The 24103-nt window shown below is 67.2% G+C and carries 21 protein-coding genes; 15 read left to right on the forward strand and 6 right to left on the reverse strand.

Features of this window, described 5'->3' with window-relative positions; translation table 11 throughout:
* The first annotated feature begins 45 nt into the window (after positions 1–45).
* From PV772_RS03280 to PV772_RS03335, 12 genes are all read left to right on the forward strand, one after another.
* Positions 46–1791: a nitrite/sulfite reductase gene (locus PV772_RS03280; RefSeq protein WP_347885344.1), complete on the forward strand. Its 1746-nt coding sequence runs from the start codon at positions 46–48 to the stop codon at positions 1789–1791.
* Positions 1791–2519: a phosphoadenylyl-sulfate reductase gene (locus PV772_RS03285; protein ID WP_142032264.1), complete on the forward strand. Its 729-nt coding sequence runs from the start codon at positions 1791–1793 to the stop codon at positions 2517–2519. Before PV772_RS03280 ends, PV772_RS03285 begins: the two co-directional genes overlap by 1 nt.
* Positions 2516–3460, forward strand: a complete 945-nt coding sequence (cysD, locus tag PV772_RS03290; RefSeq protein WP_141182194.1) for a sulfate adenylyltransferase subunit CysD — start codon at positions 2516–2518, stop codon at positions 3458–3460. The genes PV772_RS03285 and cysD overlap by 4 nt, the downstream gene beginning before the upstream one ends.
* Entirely contained in the window at positions 3460–4878 is a 1419-nt protein-coding gene (locus PV772_RS03295) for a GTP-binding protein (RefSeq protein WP_347885345.1), read from the forward strand. The genes cysD and PV772_RS03295 overlap by 1 nt, the downstream gene beginning before the upstream one ends.
* Positions 4879–5084: 206 nt before the next feature.
* Positions 5085–5861 carry a hypothetical protein gene (locus PV772_RS03300; RefSeq protein WP_347885346.1) on the forward strand — a complete coding sequence of 259 codons (777 nt, stop codon included), beginning with the start codon at positions 5085–5087 and terminating at the stop codon, positions 5859–5861.
* A gap of 317 nt (positions 5862–6178) precedes the next feature.
* Positions 6179–7852, forward strand: coding sequence for a phytase (locus PV772_RS03305; protein ID WP_347885347.1), 1674 nt, complete (start codon positions 6179–6181; stop codon positions 7850–7852).
* 158 nt (positions 7853–8010) lie between these two features.
* Positions 8011–9138 carry an ABC transporter substrate-binding protein gene (locus PV772_RS03310; RefSeq protein WP_347885465.1) on the forward strand — a complete coding sequence of 376 codons (1128 nt, stop codon included), beginning with the start codon at positions 8011–8013 and terminating at the stop codon, positions 9136–9138.
* A 26-nt stretch (positions 9139–9164) separates the two neighbouring features.
* Positions 9165–9890, forward strand: coding sequence for an ABC transporter ATP-binding protein (locus tag PV772_RS03315; protein ID WP_175316208.1), 726 nt, complete (start codon positions 9165–9167; stop codon positions 9888–9890).
* Positions 9880–10836: an ABC transporter permease gene (locus tag PV772_RS03320; RefSeq protein WP_307361461.1), complete on the forward strand. Its 957-nt coding sequence runs from the start codon at positions 9880–9882 to the stop codon at positions 10834–10836. The genes PV772_RS03315 and PV772_RS03320 overlap by 11 nt, the downstream gene beginning before the upstream one ends.
* Before the next feature lie 312 nt (positions 10837–11148).
* Entirely contained in the window at positions 11149–11277 is a 129-nt protein-coding gene (locus tag PV772_RS03325; protein WP_347885348.1) for a hypothetical protein, read from the forward strand.
* A gap of 88 nt (positions 11278–11365) precedes the next feature.
* Positions 11366–12628: a uroporphyrinogen-III C-methyltransferase gene (cobA, locus tag PV772_RS03330; RefSeq protein WP_347885349.1), complete on the forward strand. Its 1263-nt coding sequence runs from the start codon at positions 11366–11368 to the stop codon at positions 12626–12628.
* Between the two features lie 87 nt (positions 12629–12715).
* Positions 12716–14182 (forward strand): FAD-dependent oxidoreductase, encoded by a 1467-nt coding sequence (locus tag PV772_RS03335; protein ID WP_347885350.1) that lies wholly within the window; start codon positions 12716–12718, stop codon positions 14180–14182.
* 62 nt (positions 14183–14244) lie between these two features.
* Here the strand turns inward: PV772_RS03335 and PV772_RS03340 are convergent, their stop codons facing one another.
* The 3 genes from PV772_RS03340 to PV772_RS03350 are packed head-to-tail and all read right to left on the reverse strand — an operon-like array spanning position 14245 to position 16615.
* Positions 14245–15465, reverse strand: coding sequence for an SRPBCC domain-containing protein (locus PV772_RS03340; RefSeq protein WP_347885351.1), 1221 nt, complete (start codon positions 15463–15465; stop codon positions 14245–14247).
* 28 nt (positions 15466–15493) lie between these two features.
* Positions 15494–16321: a DUF1206 domain-containing protein gene (locus PV772_RS03345; protein ID WP_141182186.1), complete on the reverse strand. Its 828-nt coding sequence runs from the start codon at positions 16319–16321 to the stop codon at positions 15494–15496.
* Positions 16322–16324: 3 nt separating this feature from the next.
* Positions 16325–16615 carry a hypothetical protein gene (locus PV772_RS03350; RefSeq protein WP_141182185.1) on the reverse strand — a complete coding sequence of 97 codons (291 nt, stop codon included), beginning with the start codon at positions 16613–16615 and terminating at the stop codon, positions 16325–16327.
* A gap of 150 nt (positions 16616–16765) precedes the next feature.
* On the opposite strand from PV772_RS03350, the gene PV772_RS03355 reads away from it, so the two are divergent.
* Positions 16766–17305 carry a hypothetical protein gene (locus PV772_RS03355; protein WP_347885352.1) on the forward strand — a complete coding sequence of 180 codons (540 nt, stop codon included), beginning with the start codon at positions 16766–16768 and terminating at the stop codon, positions 17303–17305.
* A 69-nt stretch (positions 17306–17374) separates the two neighbouring features.
* On the opposite strand, the gene PV772_RS03360 is transcribed toward PV772_RS03355, so the two are convergent.
* Together PV772_RS03360 and PV772_RS03365 are read right to left on the reverse strand one after the other, a co-directional pair.
* Complete coding sequence (locus PV772_RS03360; RefSeq protein WP_141159666.1) at positions 17375–18055, reverse strand: FadR/GntR family transcriptional regulator; 681 nt, start codon at positions 18053–18055, stop codon at positions 17375–17377.
* Between the two features lie 4 nt (positions 18056–18059).
* A complete protein-coding gene (locus PV772_RS03365; protein ID WP_347885353.1) occupies positions 18060–19328 on the reverse strand; it encodes an MFS transporter in 1269 nt (422 codons plus the stop codon).
* 135 nt (positions 19329–19463) lie between these two features.
* Between PV772_RS03365 and PV772_RS03370 the strand changes: the two genes are divergently transcribed.
* Complete coding sequence (locus tag PV772_RS03370) at positions 19464–21053, forward strand: CYTH and CHAD domain-containing protein (RefSeq protein WP_347885354.1); 1590 nt, start codon at positions 19464–19466, stop codon at positions 21051–21053.
* Positions 21054–21066: 13 nt separating this feature from the next.
* On the opposite strand, the gene PV772_RS03375 is transcribed toward PV772_RS03370, so the two are convergent.
* Positions 21067–22503 carry a PucR family transcriptional regulator gene (locus PV772_RS03375; RefSeq protein ID WP_141159669.1) on the reverse strand — a complete coding sequence of 479 codons (1437 nt, stop codon included), beginning with the start codon at positions 22501–22503 and terminating at the stop codon, positions 21067–21069.
* A gap of 168 nt (positions 22504–22671) precedes the next feature.
* Here PV772_RS03375 and PV772_RS03380 point away from each other — a divergent pair, with 168 nt between their 5' ends.
* Positions 22672–24102, forward strand: a complete 1431-nt coding sequence (locus PV772_RS03380) for an aminobutyraldehyde dehydrogenase (RefSeq protein WP_347885355.1) — start codon at positions 22672–22674, stop codon at positions 24100–24102.
* Position 24103 lies beyond the last annotated feature (1 nt).

Consider the following 24103-nt stretch of genomic DNA (forward strand, 5'->3'; position numbering starts at 1 on the left):
TCCGGGCCTTTGTGACGCTATTCGGGGGCGCCCTACAGTCGTTGCATGACTGATACAGCTCTAGCCGGAGCGTCCGCGGACTCCGCTGCCACCAAGCGCGCCGCCCGCCCGTCCCGACCCGCTGCGAAGCCGCACGGGCAGTGGAAAGTGGACGGCAAGACGCCCCTGAATGCCAACGAAACCTGGAAGCAGGAAGACGACGGCCTGAACGTCCGCGAGCGTATTGAGTCCATCTATGCCAAGGAAGGCTTCGACGCCATCCCCAGCCAGGACCTTCACGGCCGCTTCCGCTGGTGGGGCCTGTATACCCAGCGCAAGCAGGGGATCGATGGCGGCAAGACCGCAACCCTGGAGCCGCACGAGCTCGAAGACAAATACTTCATGCTCCGCGTAAGGATCGACGGCGGTGCGCTCACCACCGAGCAGCTGCGCGTCATCGGCCAGATCTCCGTGGACTTCGCCCGGGACTCCGCCGACCTCACCGACCGCCAGAACATCCAGCTGCACTGGATCCGGGTGGAGGACATCCCGGAGATCTGGAACCGCCTGGAAGGTGTTGGCCTGTCCACCACGGAGGCCTGCGGCGACGTGCCCCGCGTCATCCTGGGCTCGCCCGTGGCCGGCATCGCCAAGGACGAGATCATCGACCCCACCCCGCTCATCGCCGAGCTGGGGGAGCGGTTCATCGGCAACCCGCTGCTGTCCAACCTGCCGCGCAAGTACAAGACCGCCATCACCGGCCACCCCAGCCAGGACGTGGTCCATGAGATCAACGACTGCGCGTTCGTGGGTATTGAACACCCGGAACTCGGCGCCGGTTACGACCTCTGGGTGGGCGGCGCGCTGTCCACCAACCCGATGCTGGGCAAGCGGCTGGGCGCCTTCGTCCAGCCGGACCAGGCCGCAGACGTCTGGCTGGGCGTCACCAGCATCTTCCGTGACTACGGCTACCGGCGCATGCGCACTAAGGCGCGCCTGAAGTTCCTGCTGGCCGACTGGGGTCCGGAGAAGTTCCGCCAGATCCTTGAGGACGAATACCTCGGCTACAAGCTGGCCGACGGCCCCGCCGCTCCCAAGCCATCCACCCCGGGCGACCACGTGGGCGTGCACGAGCAGAAGGACGGCAAGTTCTTCATCGGCGCCACGCCGCTGGCGGGCCGGCTGTCAGGCTCGGCGCTGGTCAAGCTCGCCGATACCCTTGAGACCCGCGGCTCCTACCGGCTGCGCACCACCCCGCACCAGAAGCTCGTGGTCCTGGACGTCGACAAGGACCAGGTGGAGCCGCTCATCGCCGAGCTGGACGCCCTGGGCCTGTCCGCCCGACCGTCCGTGTTCCGCCGCGGCACCATCGCCTGCACCGGTATCGAGTACTGCAAGCTGGCTATCGTCGAGACCAAGTACACGGCCGCCACCGCCGTCGCCGAACTCGAGCGCCGCCTGGCCGACCTCGCCGGCTCGGGCCAGCTGCCCGCCGCGTTGTCGCTGCACATCAACGGCTGCCCCAACTCCTGCGCCCGCATCCAGACCGCGGACATCGGCCTCAAGGGCATGATGCTGCCAACGCCCGACGGCGACCCCTCCCCGGGTTTCCAGGTCCACCTGGGCGGCGGGCTGGCCAACAACGACCGCGAGGAAGCCGGCCTGGGCCGCACTGTCCGCGGACTGAAGGTGTACGTGGACGACCTGCCCGATTACGTGGAGCGGGTGGTCCGCCGGTTCGTGGCCGACCGCGCCGAAGGCCAGACCTTCGCCGAATGGGCCCACGCAGCAGACGAGGAGGCACTGCAGTAATGGCAAAACACCTGGCACCCGCCCCCGCCAAGCGTCCCGTGGAGGAGCTCAAGGCCCTTGCTGAAGCCGGCGCGGCTGAGCTCGGCTGGGACGCACCCGCCCGCGACGTGATCGCCTGGGTGGAGCGCAACTTCGACCTGCCCGCGGTCGCCGTCGCCTGTTCCATGGCCGACGCCGTCCTGCCGGCACTCGTCGCGGACCAGATGCCCGGCGTCGACGTCCTGTTCCTGGAGACCGGCTACCACTTCCCGGAAACCTACGCCACGCGCGACGAAGTGGCAGCGAACCTCCGCGTCAACGTGGTGGACGTCCTCCCCGAGAACACCGTGGAACAGCAGGACCGGCTCCTCGGCAAAGACCTCTTTGCCCGTGACGCCGCCCAGTGCTGCGCCCTCCGCAAAGTGGCTCCGCTCCAGCGCACCCTGGCCGGCTACGAACTCTGGTTCACCGGTGTCCGCCGCGACGAAGCCCCCACCCGCACCAACACGCCGCTGGTCACCTGGGACGAGAAGAACGGCCTGGTCAAGGTCAACCCCATGGCTGCCTGGACGTTCGACCAGCTGGTCCAGTACTCGGACGACAACCTTTTGCCCGTCAACCCGCTCCTTTCCCAGGGTTACCCCTCCATTGGCTGCCAGCCCTGCACCCGCAAGGTGGCGCCCGGCGAAGACCCCCGCGCCGGCCGCTGGGCAGGTTCCGACAAGACAGAATGCGGACTTCACGTATGAGCACTTCACTAACCGAGGAGACCCAGGTGACTGACGCCGCCGTATCCACGCGCCTGTCCAGCCTGGACACCCTCGAGTCCGAGGCCATCCACATCATCCGCGAGGTTGTTGCCGAGTTCGAGAAGCCCGCGCTGCTGTTCTCCGGCGGCAAGGACTCCGTGGTGATGCTGCACCTGGCCACCAAGGCCTTCTGGCCGGGCAAGGTACCCTTCCCCGTGCTGCACGTGGACACCGGCCACAACTTCCCCGAGGTCATCGACTTCCGCGACCGCACCGTTGAGCGCCTGGGCCTGAAGCTCGTGGTCGGTTCCGTCCAGGAGTTCATCGACCGCGGCGAGCTGGCAGAGCGCGCCGACGGCACCCGCAACCCGCTGCAGACCGTCCCGCTGCTGGACGCCATCCAGCAGAACAAGTTCGACGCCGTCTTCGGCGGCGGCCGCCGCGACGAGGACAAGGCCCGCGCCAAGGAGCGCATCCTGAGCCTCCGCGACGAATTCGGCCAGTGGGACCCGCGCAACCAGCGGCCCGAGTTGTGGAACCTCTACAACGGCCGCCACACCGTGGGCCAGCACGTCCGGGCGTTCCCCATCAGCAACTGGACCGAGCTGGACATCTGGCGCTACATCGAGCGCGAAAACATCGAACTGCCCGGCCTGTACTACGCCCACGAGCGCGAGGTCTTCGCCCGCGACGGCATGTGGCGCGCAGTGGGAGAAGTGTCCCAGCCGCGCCCCGATGAGGCCGTCATCACCAAGACCGTCCGCTACCGCACCGTGGGGGACATGTCCTGCACCGGCGCCGTGGAGTCGAACGCGTTCACCGTGTCCGACGTGGTGGTTGAAGTTGCCGCTTCCACCCTGACCGAACGTGGCGCCACCCGCGCAGATGACCGCATCTCCGAGGCCGCCATGGAAGACCGCAAGAAGGACGGGTACTTCTAATGACCACGATTTCGACAGGCTCAATCGCCGAGGCCGGCTCGATCAACGAGGCCCTGCCCACCACGCTCTTCCGCTTCGCCACGGCAGGATCGGTCGACGACGGCAAGTCCACTCTGGTGGGCCGCCTCCTCCACGACTCCAAGGCGATCCTCGCTGACCAGCTCGACGCCGTTGCCCGCACCTCAGCCGACCGCGGCTTCGGCGGCGACAAGGGCGGCATCGACCTGGCCCTGCTGACGGACGGCCTCCGCGCCGAGCGTGAGCAGGGCATCACCATCGACGTGGCCTACCGCTACTTCGCCACCGACCAGCGCAGCTTCATCCTGGCCGATTGCCCCGGGCACGTGCAGTACACCAAGAACACGGTGACCGGCGCGTCCACCGCGGATGCCGTCGTCGTACTCATCGACGCCCGCAAGGGTGTCCTGGAGCAGACCCGCCGGCACCTGTCCGTGCTGCAGCTGCTGCGCGTGGCGCACGTGATCGTGGCCGTGAACAAGATCGACCTGGTGGACTTCAGCGAGTCCGTGTTCCGCGACATTGAAGCCGACGTCCAGCAGGTGGGCCGTGAACTGGGCCTGGGCTCGGACGGCATCAGCGACCTGCTGGTGATCCCCGTGTCCGCGCTGGACGGCGACAATGTGGTGGACCGCTCGGCGCGGACCCCCTGGTACACCGGCCCCGCGCTGCTGGAGGTCCTGGAGACCCTGCCCGCCGCCGATGAACTCGAAAGCCACCTGGAAAGCTTCCGCTTCCCTGTCCAGCTGGTCGTCAGGCCGCAGGGCGCGCTGGCTCCCGACGCCGTGGCCGCCGGCCTGGACGTGGAGGCCTACCGCGACTACCGTGCGTACGCCGGCCAGATCACCGAAGGCTCTGTGAAGGTGGGGGACCAGGTTTCCGTGCTGACCCCCGGCCAATCCCCGCGGACCACCACCGTGGTGGGCATCGACTTCGCCGGGAAGTCCCTGGAGGAAGCTGCCGCGCCGCAGTCCGTGGCCATCCGGCTGGCGGACGAGTTCGACGTCGCCCGCGGTGACACCATCGCCGCCGCGGGCACCGTCCGGGAGGCCTCGGCCGACCTGTATGCTGCCCTGTGCTGGCTGTCCCCGAAGCCGCTCCGCGAGGGCCAGAAGGTCCTGGTCAAGCACGGCACCCGCACGGTCCAGGCACTGGTCCGCAGCGTGTCCGGCAAACTGGATTTGGCCACCTTCAACCTTGAAGGTGCCTCCAGCCTTGAGCTCAACGACATCGGGCACGCGCAGCTCCGGCTTGCCGCCCCGCTGCCGCTGGAGAACTACCTGCACCACCGCCGCACCGGCGCGTTCCTGGTGATCGACCCGCTGGACGGCAACACGCTGGCCGCCGGCCTGGTCAAGGACCACCCGGGCGACCACGAGGACGAGCGCTACAGCATCTGATTTTGCCTACATCACCGGGACTTGTGGGGCCGCCGTATTTTGCGGCGGCCCCACCGCATTCCTGCTGATTGCGCTGCTGCGGTAATCCGCACAAAAACCGCATAGGTTGTCCCCTGCCCTGTCGTGGCTTACACCGGCATGGGAAGCTCAGGGTTCGCTTTGAAGAGCCCAGGACTGCAGGCCCGGGCCGGTTTTTAGGAGGCACGATGCAATCCGTCAGCGACAGGTTATTTGGAGCAGCCGAGCTCTTCAGCCGCGATTCCCGGGAATGGAAAATCCCGGCCAAGGTGGCACGGGTCCTCGCCGTAAGCCCCTTTATCCTGGCAGTAGTCGTAGCCGTTACAGTGCCCTTCCGTGATTTCTATCTGTGGCTTGTTGAAGAGGACTCACTGATCGAATGGATGCAGTTCGGATGCCTGGTGGGCGCGATCGTCTTCCTGGTGGTTATTACCTCCCGGCTGTTGCAGCGGCGGCACGTGGGCATGGCAGCGCTTTATGGCGCTGTTGCACTCGGCGTCCTGTTCCTTACAGGTGAAGAGATTTCCTGGGGCCAGCGGATCTTTGGCTGGGGTACTCCTGAAGCCCTGCAGGAGGTCAACCGCCAAGGAGAAACGACCGTGCACAACATCAGGGGGGTCCAGGAATTCGTGCCCTATGCCATGCTCCTGGCAAGCCTCTACGGAACCTGCGTCCCGCTTTGGGCGGCTGTCCGTAAGCGGTGGAAGCGTTCCGCTGCCAGCCACCTGCTCGTTCCCCCTCTTTGCCTCGTACCGGCCTTCGGTCTGGCTGCTCTCTACCGGCTCTTCCGCTTGGTAATCTGGCCCACTCCCACATTCGTCGTTTCGGAATATGGCGAAGTCATGGAGTTGAGCCTGTATTTCGGCTTGGTCATGTTCTGTTGGTTCAACCTGCGCAACATGCGGCGGCCCAGGCCGGAGACGGGGCTCGAGAACCTGCGCCAGCGGGCCCATCGCAAGTCTTAGCACCTGGGCAGGTGCTTCCGAGGCCTCTAACGCGAGCGCCCCCTCCATCCTGCTAATTCGAAGGGTAGGGCCGGAAAACCACCTCTTTTGAAGTAGGGGGTTCGATGGCGGAATTCTGCGTTGACCGACATTTGACGCGGCGGAATAATCCTGTGAGCGACGCAAATACCGTCGTGGGGTTTTGCCCCACTGCTTTTCCAAACGCCGTTAGATAGGCAGTGGCCAACTCCATGATGTTGGCCTTCGTGGCAGGGGACAACATTATCCGCAGGAGGGTCCTGGTCGGACGGCCGGTTCCCATCCAGGGAGAAGTCAAGATGACCAGGATAAATGCTGCGACTGCAGCCCTTTCCATCCTTGCCCTGATCGTGCTGGCCTCACTCGTGGGGGTGGGAGGCATCCTTTCTGCAACCGCCGTCAGCACCACAGTCACATCATCCGCCGTAGCTGACACTTACCTCTCTACGGTGGCGCCCGGTAGCAATTACGGCGGCGCCACCGTGTTACCAGTTTCCGGCACCCAGTATCACGTGTTGCTCCGCTTCAACGTATCCATCCCCAGTGGCGGAGCCATCATTTCTGCCAACTTGCGGGTTTATTCAAAACGGGCCGTGAACGGCAGCGTGGTTGTCCATCCCGGTGAAACTTCCTGGGATGAAGCAGCTGTGTCCTACGCGACCCGGCCCCTCTGGTACCCGGAAGAACTTGCACGGACTGCGGCATTGCGGTCAAACAAATATGCGACGGCGGCACTGCCGGCGTCGGCAGTCCCGGCTTCGGGCAGCGTAGGGTTTGAGCTCACCATGGCCCCGGACGTGCAGGCTTCCCTGTCATCGCGCGAGACGTCCAACCCGCCTCAACTGGTGATCACCTTTTCGACTGCCACCCCTTCCCCAACCGCCACTCCCACCAGCTCGCCTAGCCCGACCGCTACTCCGACGGTGACAGCAACAACGTCACCGAGCCCCACATCTACTCCCACAGCTTCGCCGAGCCCCACAGGGACTTCGACTCCATCGTCGCCCGCAGGAGTACTGCCCAGCGTCGAAACCGTCGGTTTCTCCGGCTCGGGTGACGTATCCGATGACTCCGCCATATGGGTCAATGATCAGGCGCCGAACAACAGTGCGGTCATTGCCGACAACAAGGCCAGTTCTGGCGGTGGCATCGGAGTGTTCGGGATGGACGGAAAGCTGATCCAATACCGCAATGACGGCATGATCGGTAACGTGGATTTGCGTACGGGCTTCTCCCTCGGCGGAAGGTCCGCTGTCCTCGTCGGCGCCAACAACCGGACAAACAACACTCTCGTCCTGTACACGTTGGACACCGCGGCCAGAACTCTCTCGCCGGTGGCAGCGCGTTCAATTGCAACAGTGTCGCCGAACTACGGCTTCTGCATGTATCACAGCAGTCTGAGTGGAAAGTTCTACGGTTTTGTTACGCCGTACTCGTCAGGGATTGCGCAGGAGTTTGAACTGAAGGACAACGGCGCAGGGCTTGTGGACGCGGTACTTGTTCGCACCATCGCTATCGCCAGCACAACCGAGAGCTGCGTTGCTGACGACGAACTCGGATACGTCTATTTTGGTGAAGAAGATGTCGCCATCTGGAAGTACGGCGCTGAACCGGGCGCGGGGGAATCACGGGTGGCGGTTGACGCAGCAGGTGGCGGCCACCTGGTGGCCGACATCGAGGGTATGAGCATCGAATATGGTTCCAGTGGGGCCGGGCATTTGTTTGTGTCCAGTCAGGGTGACTCGACGATCTGCGCGTACGAGAGGGCCGGCAGTAACGCATTCGTGAAGAAGTTTTCGGTCGCGGCGAACGGCACGATAGACGCGGTGACGGGAACGGACGGAGTGGATGTGACCAGCAAGAGTGCAGGCACTCTGTTTCCGCGCGGCGTCCTGGTGGTACATGACGACGTCAACACGGATGGGACTACATCAAACCTTAAATTTGTTCCCCTGGACCACGTTTTCCCCTAGGCATGCAGGTGAGCTTCCTTTTCTGGCCCGGATGAACCAGCCAAAGGAAGACGGCGGAATATGACGCTGGATGAACGTGCGTGACCCCCCGTTTCCGCTTCGTTGAACGGGTCTGGGCCACTCCCTATGGTGAAACAATGACTAGTTCCAAGCCCGGGATGACCCGCATCGTGGCAGGCGAAAGCGCGGTCCCAACGCGCAGGCGCGCCGTCGAGGCTGCCCTGGCCATAGGGCTGGTCCTGCTGATCGCTGTCGGGGCCATTGTTGCCTCCAACATCTCCCGCAACACCGGGGCCCAAGCCGCGGAGCCCGCCCCGGCAGCAGAGCTGAAACTGGGTTACTTCGGCAACGTCACGCACGCACCGGCCCTGGTGGGCGTCAAGAAGGGATTCCTCGCGGATGCCCTGGGCGGCACCAAGCTCAGCACCGAGACCTTCAACGCCGGGCCGGCTGCCATCGAAGCCCTCAACGCCGGTGCCATCGACGCCGCCTACATCGGCCCGAACCCCGCCATCAACTCCTTCGCCAAGAGCCAGGGCCAGTCGGTGCGCGTGATCGCAGGAGCCGCGGCGGGCGGCGCACAATTGGTGGTCAAGCCCGGCATCACCTCCGCGGCTGACCTTCGGGGCAAGACCCTGGCGACGCCGCAGCTGGGCGGGACCCAGGACGTGGCCCTGCGCGCCTGGCTCACCAAGCAGGGGTATAAGACCAACGTGGACGGCAGCGGCGACGTCGCCATCAACCCCACGGACAACGCCCAGACCCTGAAGCTGTTCCAGGACGGAAAGCTCGACGGCGCGTGGCTGCCTGAGCCGTGGGCCTCGCGTTTGGTGCTCCAGGCCGGAGCCAAGGTGCTGGTGGACGAAAAGGACCTGTGGGACGGCTCTGCCACCGGAAAGCCGGGGGAGTTCCCCACGACCGTCCTGATCGTGAACCAGAAGTTCGCCGCCGACCACCCGGACACCGTCAGGGCGCTGCTGGCCGGGCACGCCAAGTCGGTCGCGTGGCTGAATTCGGCGCCGGCCGACGAGAAGGCCGCGCTGATCAATGAGGCCCTGCAGGAATCGGCCGGGGCGGCTCTGCCGGCTGATGTGCTGAACCGCTCCCTCGCCAACATCACCTTCACCCTCGACCCGCTGGCCGGCAGCTACCCCAAGCTGCTGCAGGACGGCATCGACGCCGGCACCACCAAGAAGGCTGACATCAACGGCCTGTTCGACCTCAGCGCGCTGAACCAGGTCACCGGCGGCGGCACGATTTCCGCGGCCGGCCTCGGCCAGGACTGACCCACCCACTACCAAAGGACGCCACCATGCCAGTCGTACTGGAACACCTGGGCAAGCGCTTCGGCGACGGCGCCCCGGTACTGGACGACGTCAACGCCAACATCAAGCAGGGCGAGTTCGTTGCCCTCCTTGGTGCCTCCGGCTGCGGCAAATCCACCCTCCTGAACATCATCGCGGGACTGGAAGCGCCGACGTCGGGCGCCCTGGAAGTGCCCAGCGACGGCGCCGCGTTCATGTTCCAGGACGCCGCACTGTTTCCCTGGCTGACCGCGCGGGAGAACATCGAACTGGCCCTGAAGCTGCGTGGCGTGGGCAAGGCCGAACGCCGCACCAAGGCCCAGGAACTCCTCGAACTGGTGCACCTGGGCTCCGCCGGGGACAAGCGCCCGCACGAGCTCTCCGGCGGCATGCGCCAGCGCGTGTCCCTGGCCCGCTCTCTGGCCCAGGACCGGCAGCTGCTGCTCATGGACGAGCCGTTCGCCGCGCTGGACGCCATCACCCGCGACCTGCTGCACGATGAGCTGGAACGGATTTGGAAGGAAACCGGGCGCACCATCGTCTTCGTCACCCACAACGTCCGCGAGGCCGTCCGGCTGGGCCAGCGGGTCCTGCTGCTGTCCTCCCGCCCCGGCCGCGTGGTCCAGGAATGGGCCGTCACCGAGGAACACCGAACCGACGCCGGGCTCGCCGGCCAGCTGACCGGGGTCATCACCGCCCGGCTGCGGGAGGAGATTCGCCGCCATGCCAAGTAAGTTCCTGTCCGGCTCCGCGCCGGTGGTTGAGCCTGACGAAACCAAAACCCGCGAGCACGTACATGCCGCCTTGACGCGCACCTCCACCGGCAAAGAGGACCTCCGGGAGCTGGAGTCCGGCCTTGATTCCCTGCAGTCCGACGCCGACCGGACGCACCGGATCGACTGGAGCCGCGTCCTCCTGCCCGTGGCTGCCTTGGTGGTCCTGGTGCTGGCCTGGCAGTTCTACGTCTCGCTGGGCGTCAAGCGCCGCGACCTGGTGCCCGGGCCGCTGGATGTCCTCGGCCAGCTGGGCGTTCTCTGGGGCGACGGCAAGCTTCAGGAGTCCGTCTGGACGTCGCTGCAGCGCGGCGTGATCGGGTTCCTCATCTCGGTGGCCATTGCCACTCCTGTCGGTTTGCTGCTGGCCCAGGTGGCGCCGCTGCGGCGCGCTTTCGGGCCACTCATCTCCGGCCTGCAGGTGCTGCCCTCCGTGGCGTGGGTTCCCGCAGCCATCATCTGGTTCGGCCTCACCGACGCCACCGTGTATTTCGTGGTGTTCATGGGCGCCATCCCGTCCATCATCAACGGCCTCATCTCCGGCGTGGACCAGATCCCGCCGCAATACCGGCGCGTGGGGACCGTGCTCGGCGCCTCCCGGCTGCAGATGGCACTGCAGATTGTCCTTCCGGCCGCACTGCCGGGCTACCTCGGTGGCCTGAAGCAGGGCTGGGCCTTCTCCTGGCGCTCCCTCATGGCCGCAGAGATCATCGCGGTGGGCGGCACCATCGGCTTTGGCCTGGGCTCGCTGCTGGACCAGGGCCGGACCCTGTCCGACATGGGCGTGGTCATGGCCGCCATCCTGCTGATCCTCGCGGTCGGCATCCTGATTGAACTGCTGGTATTCGGGCCCATCGAGAAGCGGCTCCTGCGCCGCCGGGGCCTGCTGGCCGGCAGCACCCGCTGACCCAACCCCCTCCCAACGCACCCTCAGAGCCCGACGGCGACCTCCCGCCGTCGGGCTCTGCCTCTCTCGCCGCCCTGCCCTGGCGGAACCGGGGCACTTTGACACGGACACGCCGCGGAACCAAGCCAATACGACGCCGAAGCCCGCCAAAGTGCCCCGCGACCGCCGGCGCCCACCAAGACGGGCGAGCGGTGGGAGGGGTGACAACCGGGCTTACCGTACCCCCGCAGCTTCACCGACGAACAGGTCAAGGGGCCGTTCACGTCATTCCTGCACGTCCATGAGTTCGCGCCCACGGCCACAGGCAGCAACATGACGGACAGGGTGGAGTTCACCGCCCCGCTGGGAGTCCTGGGCCGCGTCGCCGAGCGCCTCATCCTGGCCCGCTACCTGAAACGGCTGATCCGGGACCGCGGCCGATTCCTCGCCGGCCGCACCTGAAAAATCCTTTGTGACGCAGCGTTACCTTAAGTGAACTGGTGTTGCTGACCCTTTGTGGGCCACTGTGACGCCGCCCTACCGTTGATTCATGGCAATTCAGGACATTTACCCCACGGCGCTGCGGCTGCTCGGCCGCCCCGTGCTGGTGGTTGGCGGCGGCCCCGTCGCTGCCCGCCGCGCCAAGGGCCTGCTCGACGCCGGTGCCCTGGTCACCGTTGTGGCCCCGGTTGCCTCGCCCGCGCTGCAGGAGTTGGCCGACGCCGGCCTGGTCACCTGGGAAGCGCGGCCCTACCGCTCCAGCGACGTGGACGGCGTCTGGTTCGTCCAGACGGCCACGGGCGCACCCGAAGTGGACGCCCAGGTATCGGCCGACGCCGAGGCGCAGCGGGTTTGGTGCGTCAATGCCTCCAACCACGAAGCTTCCGCCGCCTGGACCCCCGCCGTCGCCGTGGTGGACGACGTCAAAATCGCCGTCAACGCCGGGGGAGACCCGCGCCGTGCCATGGCGGTACGGGACGCCGTCGCCACCGCCCTCGAAACCGGGGACCTGCCGCTGCGCCGCCGCCGAGCGCACCGCGGTTCCGTCGCCCTCGTCGGTGGCGGCCCCGGCGATACCGGCCTCATCACCGTCCGTGGCCGCCGGCTCCTGGGCCAGGCCGACGTCGTCGTCGCCGACCGCCTGGGCCCCCGCGAACTCCTGAAGGAACTCGCCCCGGACGTCCGCGTCATCGAGGTGGGCAAGACCCCCGGCCGCCACCCCGTGCCGCAGGCGGAAATCAACCGGATCCTCGTGGAGGAAGCACTCAAGGGCCACCGGGTGGTTCGGCTCAAGGGCGGCGACCCGTACGTACTGGGACGCGGCGGCGAGGAAGCCGAGTACTGCAGGCAGCGCGGCGTCGAGGTTGAGGTGGTCTCCGGCGTTACGTCCGCCATCTCCGTTCCCGCAGCCGCAGGCATTCCCGTCACCCACCGTGGCCTGGCCAAGGGCTTCAGCGTGGTCACCGGCCACGAGGAACTCTCCGAGGTTCCGGCCCGCGCAGACCACACCATTGTCCTGCTGATGGGCGTGGGCCAACTGCGGGAATCCGCGTCCGCGCTGGGCGAAGCCGGCCTGCCGCAGGACACCCCGGTTGGTATCGTGGAAAACGGCTATTTGCCGGACCAGCGCGTCACCATCGGCACGCTCGGTTCCATCGCCGACCAGGCCCAGGCGGCCGGCGTCGCAAATCCTGCCGTGATTGTCATCGGTGACGTGGTGCGCGTGAGCCCGTTCGCGCCGTCGCACTTCAAAACCGCTGACTACAGCACCACCACCCCGAACAGCCCCCGCAAGACCGTCCTCACCACCTGAAACCCATCTATTGTTCCGTACTTACCGTTATGAGCCTTCAAGTCGGTAAGTACGGAACAACCGATGCAGAAGAAAAGGAACCCAGCCGTGTCATCCAGCACTACCGTAGGATCTGCTGCGCGTCCGCTGCGCGTCGCCGTCGTGGGCTCCGGCCCGGCCGGTGTCTACGCCGCCGACATCCTCACCAAGAGCGAAGCCGTCAAGAGCGGCGAGCTGACCGTCAGCATCGACCTCTTTGACCGCTACCCGGCACCCTACGGCCTGATCCGCTACGGCGTGGCCCCGGACCACCCCCGCATCAAGGGCATCGTCAACGCCCTGCACAAGGTGCTGGACCGCGGCGACATCCGCTTCTTCGGCAACGTGGACTACGGCACGGACCTCACCATTGAGGACCTCCGCAAGCACTACGACGCCGTCATCTTCGCCACCGGCGCCATCAAGGACGCGGACCTGAACATCCCCGGCGTCGAACTGGAAGGCTCCTTCGGCGGCGCCGACTTCGTCTCCTGGTACGACGGCCACCCTGACGTCCCGCGCGAATGGCCGCTGGACGCCAAGGAAATCGCCGTGATCGGCAACGGCAACGTGGCCCTGGACGTGGCCCGCGTCCTGTCCAAGCACGCCGACGACCTGCTGGTCACCGAAATCCCCGACAACGTCTACGCCGGACTGAAGGCATCCCCCGTCACCGACGTGCACGTCTTCGGCCGCCGCGGCCCGGCCCAGGTCAAGTTCACCCCGCTGGAGCTGCGCGAGCTGTCCCACTCCAAGGACGTGGACATCATCCTGTACGCGGAGGACTTCGAGTTCGACGAGGAATCCGACCGCCAGATCCAGACGAACAACCAGACCAAGACCATGGTTGGCACGCTCACCAACTGGATCGCCGAGCAGCCCGAGGACCTCTCCGAGCTCAAGGCTTCCCGCCGCCTGCACCTGCACTTCCTGCACAGCCCGGTGGAGATCTATGACGACGCCGAGACTCCCGGCAAGGTGGCAGGCATCAAGTTCGAGCGGACCGAGCTGGACGGCAGGGGCAACGCCCGCGGCACCGGCGAGTACGTGGATTACCCGGTCCAGGCCGTGTACCGCGCCATCGGCTACTTCGGTTCCGCGCTGCCGGACGTTGAGTTCGACCACAAGAAGGGCGTCGTCACGAACGACGGCGGCCGCGTCCTGGATGCGTCCGGCCAGCATGTGCCGGGCCTCTACGCCACCGGCTGGATCAAGCGCGGACCGGTAGGCCTGATCGGCCACACCAAGGGTGACGCCCTGGAGACGGTCACCTACCTGCTGGAAGACCGCGCAAACCTTCCTGTTGCAGCGGCACCCGCAGAGGACGCCGTCACCGAACTCCTCGACGCCCGCGGCGTGAAGTTCACCAGCTGGGAAGGCTGGCTGGCACTGGACGCCCACGAGCTGGCCCTCGGCGCTGCGGCTACCGAGGCCGGGGGATCGCACGGCGTTGAGGTTAAGCGTGAGCGCGTCAAGGTGGTGCCGCGCGAGGATATGGTTTCCATTTCCCGTGGCGGTGTCGCCGCGCAGGTCTAGGACCCAGCTGACGGAACCGCGGGGCCAAGGGCCGCGCGGTTCCGGCGTTTAACCCGGCCGGGCTATTTCCCGGCGCCCCCGATGGCCATGAGCTCCAGCCGGCGCAGGCTTTCCCGGTTCCGGGCCGAAATGATGGGATCGCGCAGAACCTTGGGCATGAGCTTGCCGGGCCCGTGGATGGCATCCTCGGCAATGGTCACCAGGCATTGGGCGCCCCGGTCCTCCAGCGTGATTTCCACTTTGGCCTCGCCCATGGGCCAGCCCCGCGCCACGAGTTCCAGCGAGCGGCCGGGCTCGACGGCGGTCACGCGGGAGCTGTCGTCGATCACAAGCGGCCAGGCGCCCACCGAGTGGTGGAGGTTGGCTCCAACCCGGGGCCATTCGGCGTCCACATCCCTGATCCGGGAGGCACCCACCACCCAGCCCGAGTACAGCCAGCCGTCGGCGATGACGCGCCAGACGTCGGCAGAGGGGGACTTGAACAGCTGCGAGACGGTGGACATGGGGTTCCTTCCGGTTGCGGTGGTGCTTCCCTGGCCTCCTGCGGAGGGGTCTGCGGGATGTCCAGGCTCGGTGGGGCGACCGACGGCGGGAGGTGCGGGCCGGCGGGCGGCCCGATAGGACGGCTTCCGCAGGCGCCGGGTCCATGCGTAGGCCTGCGCGCCGGGCGGCTGGTGCTCCAGGGGATCGAAACGCAGCGGGATATCCGTGGGGCTGGCACCGGCCTGCAGCCGCACTTCACCGCATTCCTGCCACCGGCCGCCCGGAGTGGTCCAGTGCAGCCCCAGCACCCATTCCCCGGACGCAAGCGAACCCGGCGGAAGGCCCCGCGTCCGCAGGCCCAGCAGGACGGGGCCCCGGCTTCCCCGGTACGGCATCAGCGTGGTCATGGCGGCTCCTGCCACATCAAGCCGCGGCATCAGGATGTACCTGCCAGGCAGACCCCAGCCGGTGGAGGCAAACAGGACATCAGCAGGGCCGGCAGCAGCATCGCCGGACGGGGAAACCCGGAGGGCCAGGCCCAAAATGTCCGGCAGGCGCTGCGGCAGCCCCACGGACCGGGAAAAGCGGGCCACCACCTGGTCGGTACCCGGCGAGTCCAGCCAGGCGATGCCGCTGGGGCCGCCCGGGTTTCCGGTCCTGGCCACAGTTCCGGACAGCCCCAGTCCTGCGGGATGGATGGGCCGGTCAGGCCTGGCCAGCTTCAGGAGCCGGAAGAGGGCAGCGAAAGCCTGGCCGGCACTTTCGGTGACGGCGGAGAGAACGCGCAGCTGCTGGGTCATACTTCCTTCCTACCCATAAACCCCGGAGCTACATGCGCCCAAAGCGCGCGCGGATCAGCGCGAAAATCCCATATGCGATAAATCCTGCACCAATGGCCACGAGCAGCGTGGGCCCGAACGGGTGGTCCTGCAGCGCCTTCAGGCTGCCGTCCAGCCCGGTGGACTCCTCGGGCCGGTGCTTTGCGGCGGCGATGATGAACAGCAGCCCGGTGAGGTCCAGCGCCACCCCCTTGGCCACGTGGCCGGTGACGCCCAGGCTGTCGATCAGCCTGCCGCGCCTGGTGCCCTCGAAGTGGAACAGCTCCTCCTTGAAGCCGCGCCGGAACCCCTTGACCATGAAGTAGATGCCGATGCCCAGGATGGTCAGGCCCAGCGCCACAAGGAGCCACGGCCCTGCAGGGGTGTCCATCAGGCTGGCACTGAAGTCGCGCGTGTTGTCGCCCGAGTCGCTGCGCTGCCCCAGGGCAAAGCCGGCGAAGGTCAAACCCACGCTGCCGTAGGCGATGGCCAGGAATCCCGATGACACAAGCTTGGCCAGCCGTTGCTTGCGGGGCAGGCTCCTGGCCCGCAGGGTTGCCTCGCTGGCCTGCCACAACGCAAGCCCCAGGCAGGCCGCCACGCAGACCCACATGACCAGTGGCCCCCAGGGGTTGTCCGCAAGCCGCGCGATGGCGCCGGTGGGTTCGGCATCACCCGGATGGCCGAACGCGATGGCGATGGCAATGGCGCCGAGGATGACATGAAGCAACGCCATGACGGCAAACCCGGTGCGGGCCAGGACATCCAGGACCCTGTGGTTGGACGCTTCCTCGACAGCGTCCGCTGCCTGGCTGAGGGTGGATTCGCCGTCGGACATGCCTTAGCCGTTCATGGGCCCTTCGGCCCGCAGCTTCTCTGCTCCCGGTCCTTCGACGTGCACGGTGCAGCGGACCACCAGCTGGCCGGGTGCATTGTCAAGCTCCACCAGGGAATCGTCCGCGCTAAGGACGGTGAACACCTCCGAACCCGCTACGACGCCGACACCCTTGGCCTTCGCCGTTTCGCGGGCATTCCCCAACGCCTCCCGCTGCAGCCCGTCCACATAGCCGCCGTCTCTCTCACGGGCGGGGTCCCCGAAGGCCCAGCCGAACAATGTCCCAGTGTTTCCCATGGCGACGATATTACGCGGTCGGCACTGTCCGGGACGGGCTTTCGTAATATTAGTAAGTGTGCTTACCATGAGCGGACCATACCTCGATGGAACAGGCACGTGAAGTCCGCAGCGCAGCTGCATCAGTCCACAACGTTAGGAATGCACATCATGGCAGGAAATCTCATTGCCCGTTCAGTTCACGACCTGACGGCGGCAGCATGGTTTGGTGGCTCCCTGATGGGTGCCATCGGGCTCAACGGGGCGGCAGCCCAGGCCAAGGACCCGGCCGAGCGCACCCGGCTCTCCAGCGCCGGCTGGATGAAGTGGGCTCCGTTCCAGACCGCGGCCTTCGCCTCCCACCTGGTGGCCGATCTCGCCATTGCGTGGGAAAACAAGGGCCGCATCGCAAAGCAGGATGGTGTGGCCCGGGACACCGTGATCAAGACGGCGGTGACGGTGGTGGGTGCCGCGGTGACCCTCTACTCGGGCGTCCTGGGCAAGAAGGTGGAGAAGCTGGCCGGTGAGGGTGCCGAAGGCGCCACCGAGCCGCACGGTGCCGCCTCGGACGAGCTGAAGTCGGCCCAGCAGCAGCTCAAGGCCCTGCAGTGGGCCATCCCCGGCTTCGCTGCCCTGGTGATCATCCTGGGTGCCAAGCACGGCGAGATGCAGCGCCCCAAGAATGTCCTTGCGGGTTTGCGCCGCGACTAGCACCACCGGTCAGCACACAGCGGACGACGGCGGCCCGGCACCTCGGTGCCGGGCCGCACCCATGTCCGGCTACTCCGCCAGCCACTCCGCGCACGAGTTAAGGTTCCGGTTCACGCTGGCCACGGCAGCGTCCCCGTCCCGCTGGGCGATGGCGTCCAGCAGCGTTTCGTGGCCGTCGCGGGGGAGTCCGTTGAAGCCCGGCCGGGCCTGCTGCTTCAGCAGGTCCTGGTGGAACACGGCGCCGAAGCTCGCATAAAGCTCGTGCAGCAGGGGATTGCCCGAGGCCCTGGCGACGCCCTCATGGAAGCTCCAGTCAGCGTCTGCCCAGGCTTCGAAGTCCCCGGAGGTCCAGGCCTGGTCCCTGATGGCGAGGAGGGCACGGAGGGAGGCAACGTCGTCGTCCGTTGCATTCCGGGCGGCCAGCCGGGCGGCCTGGGTGTCCAGGCCCAACCGGACCTCCAGGATGTGCTGTTCGGTGTGGTCCTGGTACATGCGGCGCGCGGCCCCGGACATCTCGCTCGTGGCGCGCACGTAGGTGCCGTCGCCGCGGCGTACTTCCAGCATTCCGCTGTGGGCCAGGGCCTTGATGGCTTCGCGGAGCGTGCCGCGGGAAACGCCCAGCCGGGCCATGAGCTCGGGCTCGGGCGGGATGCGCTGGTTCAGCGGCCACTCGCCGGTGTGGACCATCCCGCGCAGTTTGGCCGTGACCTCGGCGGCGAGCGGCGGACGGACCGAAGGGCTCAATGTCATGGGATTATTTCCCTTCCGCGTTCCTGGACATCGCGGGTCCCGTGATGAGGTGGGACACCACGATCTGGGCCAAGGCCAGGACCAGCAGCAGCACCAGCGGCAGGGACCAGCCCCCGGTGGCGCTGTGCAGGAGGCCCATGCCAAACGGGCCGGCGGTGGCCAGCAGGTAGCCGGAAGACTGTGCCAAGGTGGACAGGGCGGTGGTTTCGGCGGTGCTGGTTCCGCTCCGGCTGATCATCACCATGACGAGCGGGAAGATGCCCAGCCCAAAACCGATCAGGACCGCCGGGACGGCCGCTAATGCCACGGGGAGGGACAGCAGCGCCGCGATCCCGGCGGCCATGATGATGCTCGCCAGGTAGAACGCCGGACGCAGCATCCGCGGCCTGGCTCCGATGGCAATCAGCACCATGCCCGCCGGGACGGAGACCAGCTGCATGAGGCCGAACATCAGCCCGCTGTCCGATGCGCTCAGGCCCATCGTGGTGAGCATGTAGGGGAACCAGCTCAGGACGGCGTAGGCCAGCAGGGCCTGCAGGGTGAAGATGGCAGTGAGGAGCTGGCCCTTCCGGGTGCGGAGCAGCGGCCAGGGGGACACATGGCCGGCGGTGGTCCGGACGGTGCTGCGGTGGGCGTGCAGTGCCACCGGCAGGAAGCCCACGAAGGCAGCGACGGCAGCGATGCCCACGGCGCCCACGGCGGCGGACGGCGACCCCAGCGCATGGGCCAGCGGGACCACCGCCACCGATGTCAGGGTGCCGCCGGTGGTCATGGTCACCGTGTAGACGGCGGTCATCAACGACGTACGGGACGCGAAGTGCTCCCGGATGAAGGACGGCATGGCCACGTTGCAGATGGCCAGGCCCGACATCCCCACCACGCTCCCTGCCACCAGCATGCCCGTGGCAGGGATCCCGCGCAGCATGAGGCCGCCGGCCAGCAGTGCCAGGGACAGCAGGATGGCCTTCTCCACGCCAAGCTTGCCGGTCAGCCAGGAGGTGGCCGCGCCGGCCAGGGCGAAACACAGGGTGGGGATCGAGGGAATGATGGACGCCACCAGCGCCCCATAGCCAAGCACCGCCTGGAGATCATGCAGGAGCGCGGAGGCCCCGGTGATGCCGGCGCGAAGGTTCAGGCCGATCAGGACCAGCGCGATGACACCGAAGACGACGGCGGAACGCGGCTTGGCAGGGGCGCTGCCGGTGGCCGGGGCGGCGGGCACCGTGCGGGCCTGGGCTGTTGCGGGTGGGGACGCGGGGGGAGTTCCTGGCATGCCTTCCAGCCTAAAGGTTAGACGTTTGATGTTTGTCCTTTTGTGGCCGACCTCTCTGTCATGCCGCGGCTGGAATAGACTGCCAACGGATGGTCGGAGGGCCTGGCGCGGGCCGGGCAGTGCGGAAGGACGGCTGTGGAAGCTTCCCGGGGACTCGAGATTGAGAAGAAGTACGACGTCGATGCCGGCGCCGTGGTGCCGGACCTGGGGCAGGCCGCAGGGGTGGCCCGGACCGGCACGCCGCACACCGACCTGCTGGAGGCTGTCTACCTCGACACCCCCAACCATGCCTTGGCCGCACGCCGGATCACCCTCCGCCGCCGCACCGGCGGGAAGGATGCCGGGTGGCACCTGAAGCTGCCGCCGCGCGGAGACCAGGCAGCGGGGGAGGGGCCCCAGCAGCGGACGGAGCTGCACGCACCCCTGGGCCGGCCCGACGCCGTCCCCGACGCCCTGCTGACCCACCTCCTTGCGTATCTCAGGGGTGCCGTTCCGGTGCCGGTGGTGAGGCTGGACACCCGGCGCACCACTTACCCCCTGTACGGGGACGACGGTGTCCACCTCGCCGACCTCGCCGATGACCACGTCACTGCTGAACGGCTGGCGGGCCGCGGCAACGACACGCGGCAGGAATGGCGCGAGTGGGAGCTGGAACTGGTCCACGGGAAGCCTGGCCTTTTCGGCCCCGTTGAGGAACTGCTCTTGGCTGCCGGAGCGAAGCCGGCCGGACATGCTTCGAAGCTGGCGCGGGCCCTGGGCCCCGGTACCAAGGCGGGAAAGCGTGCCGCCGGGGACGCTGCCGCCGACACCCCGGGCACCCCCGCCCCCGCCCTGCTGGCCGGAAAGCGGGCCCCGGCGGCCGCCGTCGTCACCGTCTACCTGGCGCAGCAGGTCGATGCGATCCTTGCGGGCGACAGTGCCGTCCGGCTGGAGGAACCGGAGGCGGTACACAACATGCGCTCCGCCACCCGGCGCATCCGCTCGGTCCTGGCAGCCTATGCGAAGCTCTACCGGGCTGCGCCGGTGCGCAAGCTGCGGACCGAACTGAAGTGGCTGGGCCAGCTCCTGGGCCAGCCACGCGACGCCGAGGTCCTGCGGGCGCAGCTCCGCGGGCAGCTGGGTGCACTGCAGTCCGCGGACGGCGTGGAAACGGCCACGGCAAGGGTGGAACAGCGCACGGACGCGGACTACGACGCCGCGTACCGCCTCCTGCAGGAAGCCCTCGGAACGGAGCGCTACTTCCGGCTCCTGGACACCCTTGAGGAGTTCCGTGACAACCCGCCCGTGCGCGCCGATTCGGTGGCGCCGGGACGGCGGGCGGCCGCGAAAGCGGTGGACAAGGCCGCCAAGCGGCTGCAGCGCTCCCGCAAAGCGGCCAAGCGTGCACGGCGCGGAAGGGAGCAGGAACTGGCGCTCCACCGCGTGCGCAAGGATGCCAAGCGGCTGCGCCACGTGGCTGAATCAGCAGTACTGGTGCACGGCAAGCGTGCGGGCAAGGTGGCCAAGGCCGCCCACCGGCAGCAGAAGGTCCTGGGACAACACCAGGACGCCGTGGTGGCCCGCGACCTGCTGGCCGCCATCGCGGCGGAGTACGGCGAGCCCGCCACGGCAGGCATCTATGCGGAGCTGCTCAGCCTGCAGGAGGAACGGATGGCGGCGGCGCAGGCCGCGTACCGGAAGGCCTGGAAGAAATCGCGCGACCTGTTCAGCCGCGGCGTACTCTAAGGCCGGCCCGGCCCTATTTGCCCTGCCGGGCCGACAGCCGGGCCACCGCCAGGGCCAGCCAGAGCTGCACCCGGTCCGCGGTGACCGCGGGGTCGTAGCCGGTCAGCTCCGTGATCTGCGCCAGCCTGTACCTGACGGTGTTGCGGTGCAAGGTGAGTTCCTCCGCCACCGCAGCCACCGAGCCGTTGTTGTTCAGGTAGCTTTCCAGCGTGGCCATCAGCTCAGACCCGTGTGCGGCGTCGAACGAACGCAGGGGATTCAGGGATTCATGCGCCATGTCCGCCAGCGGCACATCCTCGCTGGCGAGCAGCAGCGACGTCAGGCTCAGCCGCTCCGGCTCGTTGACCGGCAATCCATGGCTGGCGGCATCCCGGGCTTCGAAGTAGCTCCAGCGCAGGCCGTTCGGCTTGGTGTACGCCCCGCCGATGCCGATCGTGGCATGGATGCCGGCTTCGGCGAGGTGGTCGCTGAGCCTCCGTGCCAGCGACGGTGCCGTCCCGCCGTCGTCATTGACCACCAGCACCAGGTCCTTGCCCACGACGGCGGCGACCGCCTTCTCCAGCTCCTGCGGCACCGAGGTGCTCCCCAGGGCCTTCCCGTGGGCGGCCGACACGGCCAGCAGCACCACGTTCTTGCGGGTGCTGTTCACACCCACGCCTGCGAGCCGGCGCTGCGCCTCGCTGGTCTCCAGCGCTCCGTGGATTACGTCCTCCAGCACCTGCCCGCACAGGGCGCGCTGGGCCTGGCGCTGCTTGACCATGTTGTTCAGCTCCACGCTGATCAGGTTCTGCGCGTAGCCAATGATGCCCGTGTCCTCGAACGGCTGGCGCACCCACAGCGTGCAGGCGTCCCGCCGTCCCGTGGGCACGGGATAGCTGGCCCAGGTGTCGGCCGACGGGTGGGCAGCGCTGCTGTTGTACAGCTGGGCCGTGAACTGGGTCAACGCAATGTCGGTGCGCAGCATGCCGCCGAGGTTCTTCAACAGTTCCGCCAGCCCTCCGCCGGTCAGCAGCGCCCGGGCCAGCACCTGGTGCCCCGCGATCAGCCGTTCCAGCTTGGCGTAGTGGTCCGCCGACTGGGCATCCGCCACCAGCTTGGTGATGGCGATGAACGGCGTCTCGTACGGCACCTCTACCACGGGCAGGCCCCAGCGGTTGGCCTCGGCCAGGAGTGCCGGCGGCACCGTCTCATGCGACAACCCAACGCCGAACCCGATGCCCACCGCGCCCGCCCGCTGCACCTGCCGCACAAAGCGGCGCTGCTCGGGAGCGGAACGGAGGCGCAGCCCGGTGGTGAGCACCAGCTCGCCGCCGTTGAGGAACCGTTGCGGATCCTCCAGTTCCGTGACGGCGACCCAGTTAATGTCCTGGTTCCAGGTTGTCTCCGCCACTCCGGCCTTGGCCAGCTTCAGGGAGGACACGCCCACCAGGGCAGCGAGGGAAATGGCCATGAAGCAAGGATAAACGTGAGCTGGGCAACCGCACTAAACCCTCCAAACAAGGGTGTGCAGGTGGCTATTCACCCCGCTGGGGCGCTGGCATAGGCTCGAGGCAGTTCCATCCATCCGTCCCGGGTTCCGTCCGGCCGCCGATGGCCCTTACGAAAGAGGTTGCACACCGTGGTCCAAACCTTGCAGAACTTCATCAACGGGAAGTTCGTCACCCCTGCCGGCACCGACCTGCTGGACGTGGTCAACCCCACCAACGGCGAAGTGGTGGCCCAGGCTCCCGTTTCGGTGCAGGCCGACGTTGACGCGGCCATGGCCGCTGCCAAGGACGCCTTCCGGACCTGGAAGCACGTGACCCCGGGACAGCGGCAGCTGATGCTGCTCAAGCTCGCCGACGCCATCGAGGCCAACAGCGGCGAACTCGTCGAGGCCCAGCACCGCAACACCGGCCAGGTCCGGTCGCTCATCGCGTCCGAGGAAGTGGCAGCCGGCGCCGACCAGCTGCGCTTCTTCGCCGGTGCCGCCAGGATCCTGGAAGGCAAGTCCGCCGGGGAGTACTTCGAGGGGCACACATCCTATGTCCGCCGTGAACCGATCGGCGTGGTGGCCCAGGTGGCCCCGTGGAACTACCCCTTCCTGATGGCCATCTGGAAGATCGGTCCCGCGCTCGCGGCCGGCAACACCGTGGTCCTCAAGCCTTCCGACACCACCCCCGAATCCACGCTGGTCCTGGCGCGCCTGGCGGGTGAAATCCTGCCCGCGGGTGTCCTGAACGTGGTGCTGGGCACCGGCGAAACCGGCGCCATGATGGTGGAGCACAAGGTCCCCGGCCTGGTGTCCATTACGGGCTCTGTGCGCGCGGGAATCGCGGTGGCTTCGGGTGCCGCCAAGGGCCTCAAGCGTGCCCACCTGGAGCTTGGCGGCAAGGCACCGGCCATCGTGTTCGCCGACGCCGACATCAAGAAGAGCGCCGCGGCCATCGCCGAGTTCGCGTTCTTCAACGCCGGCCAGGACTGCACGGCCATTACCCGCGTCCTGGTGCAGGACTCAGTGCACGACGACGTCGTGGCTGCCATGGTGGAGCACACCAGGACCCTGCACACAGGCTCGCAGAACGACGAAGAGAACTACTTCGGCCCGTTGAACAACGTGAACCACTTCAACGCCGTGACCTCCGTGGTGGAGAACCTGCCGGCCAACTGCCGGATCGAAACCGGCGGCCACCGCGCGGGGGAGAAGGGCTACTTCTTCGAACCCACCATCATCACCGGTGCCAGGCAGACGGACGACGTGGTGCAGAAGGAAACCTTCGGCCCCGTCATTACCGTCCAGAAGTTCAGCACCGAAGAAGAGGCAGTAGCCATGGCCAACGACGTGGACTACGCCCTGGCGTCCAGTGTCTGGACCACCAACCACGGCACTGCCATGCGGCTGAGCCGTGACCTGGACTTCGGTGCCGTGTGGATCAACACCCACATCCTGCTTACCGCCGAAATGCCGCACGGCGGCTTCAAGCAGTCCGGCTACGGCAAGGACCTCTCCATGTACGGCGTGGAGGACTACACGCGCATCAAGCACGTGATGTCCGCCCTCGACTCCTAAT

The organism is Pseudarthrobacter sp. CC12, assembly GCF_039907755.1.
Taxonomy (GTDB): Bacteria; Actinomycetota; Actinomycetes; order Actinomycetales; family Micrococcaceae; genus Arthrobacter; species Arthrobacter niigatensis.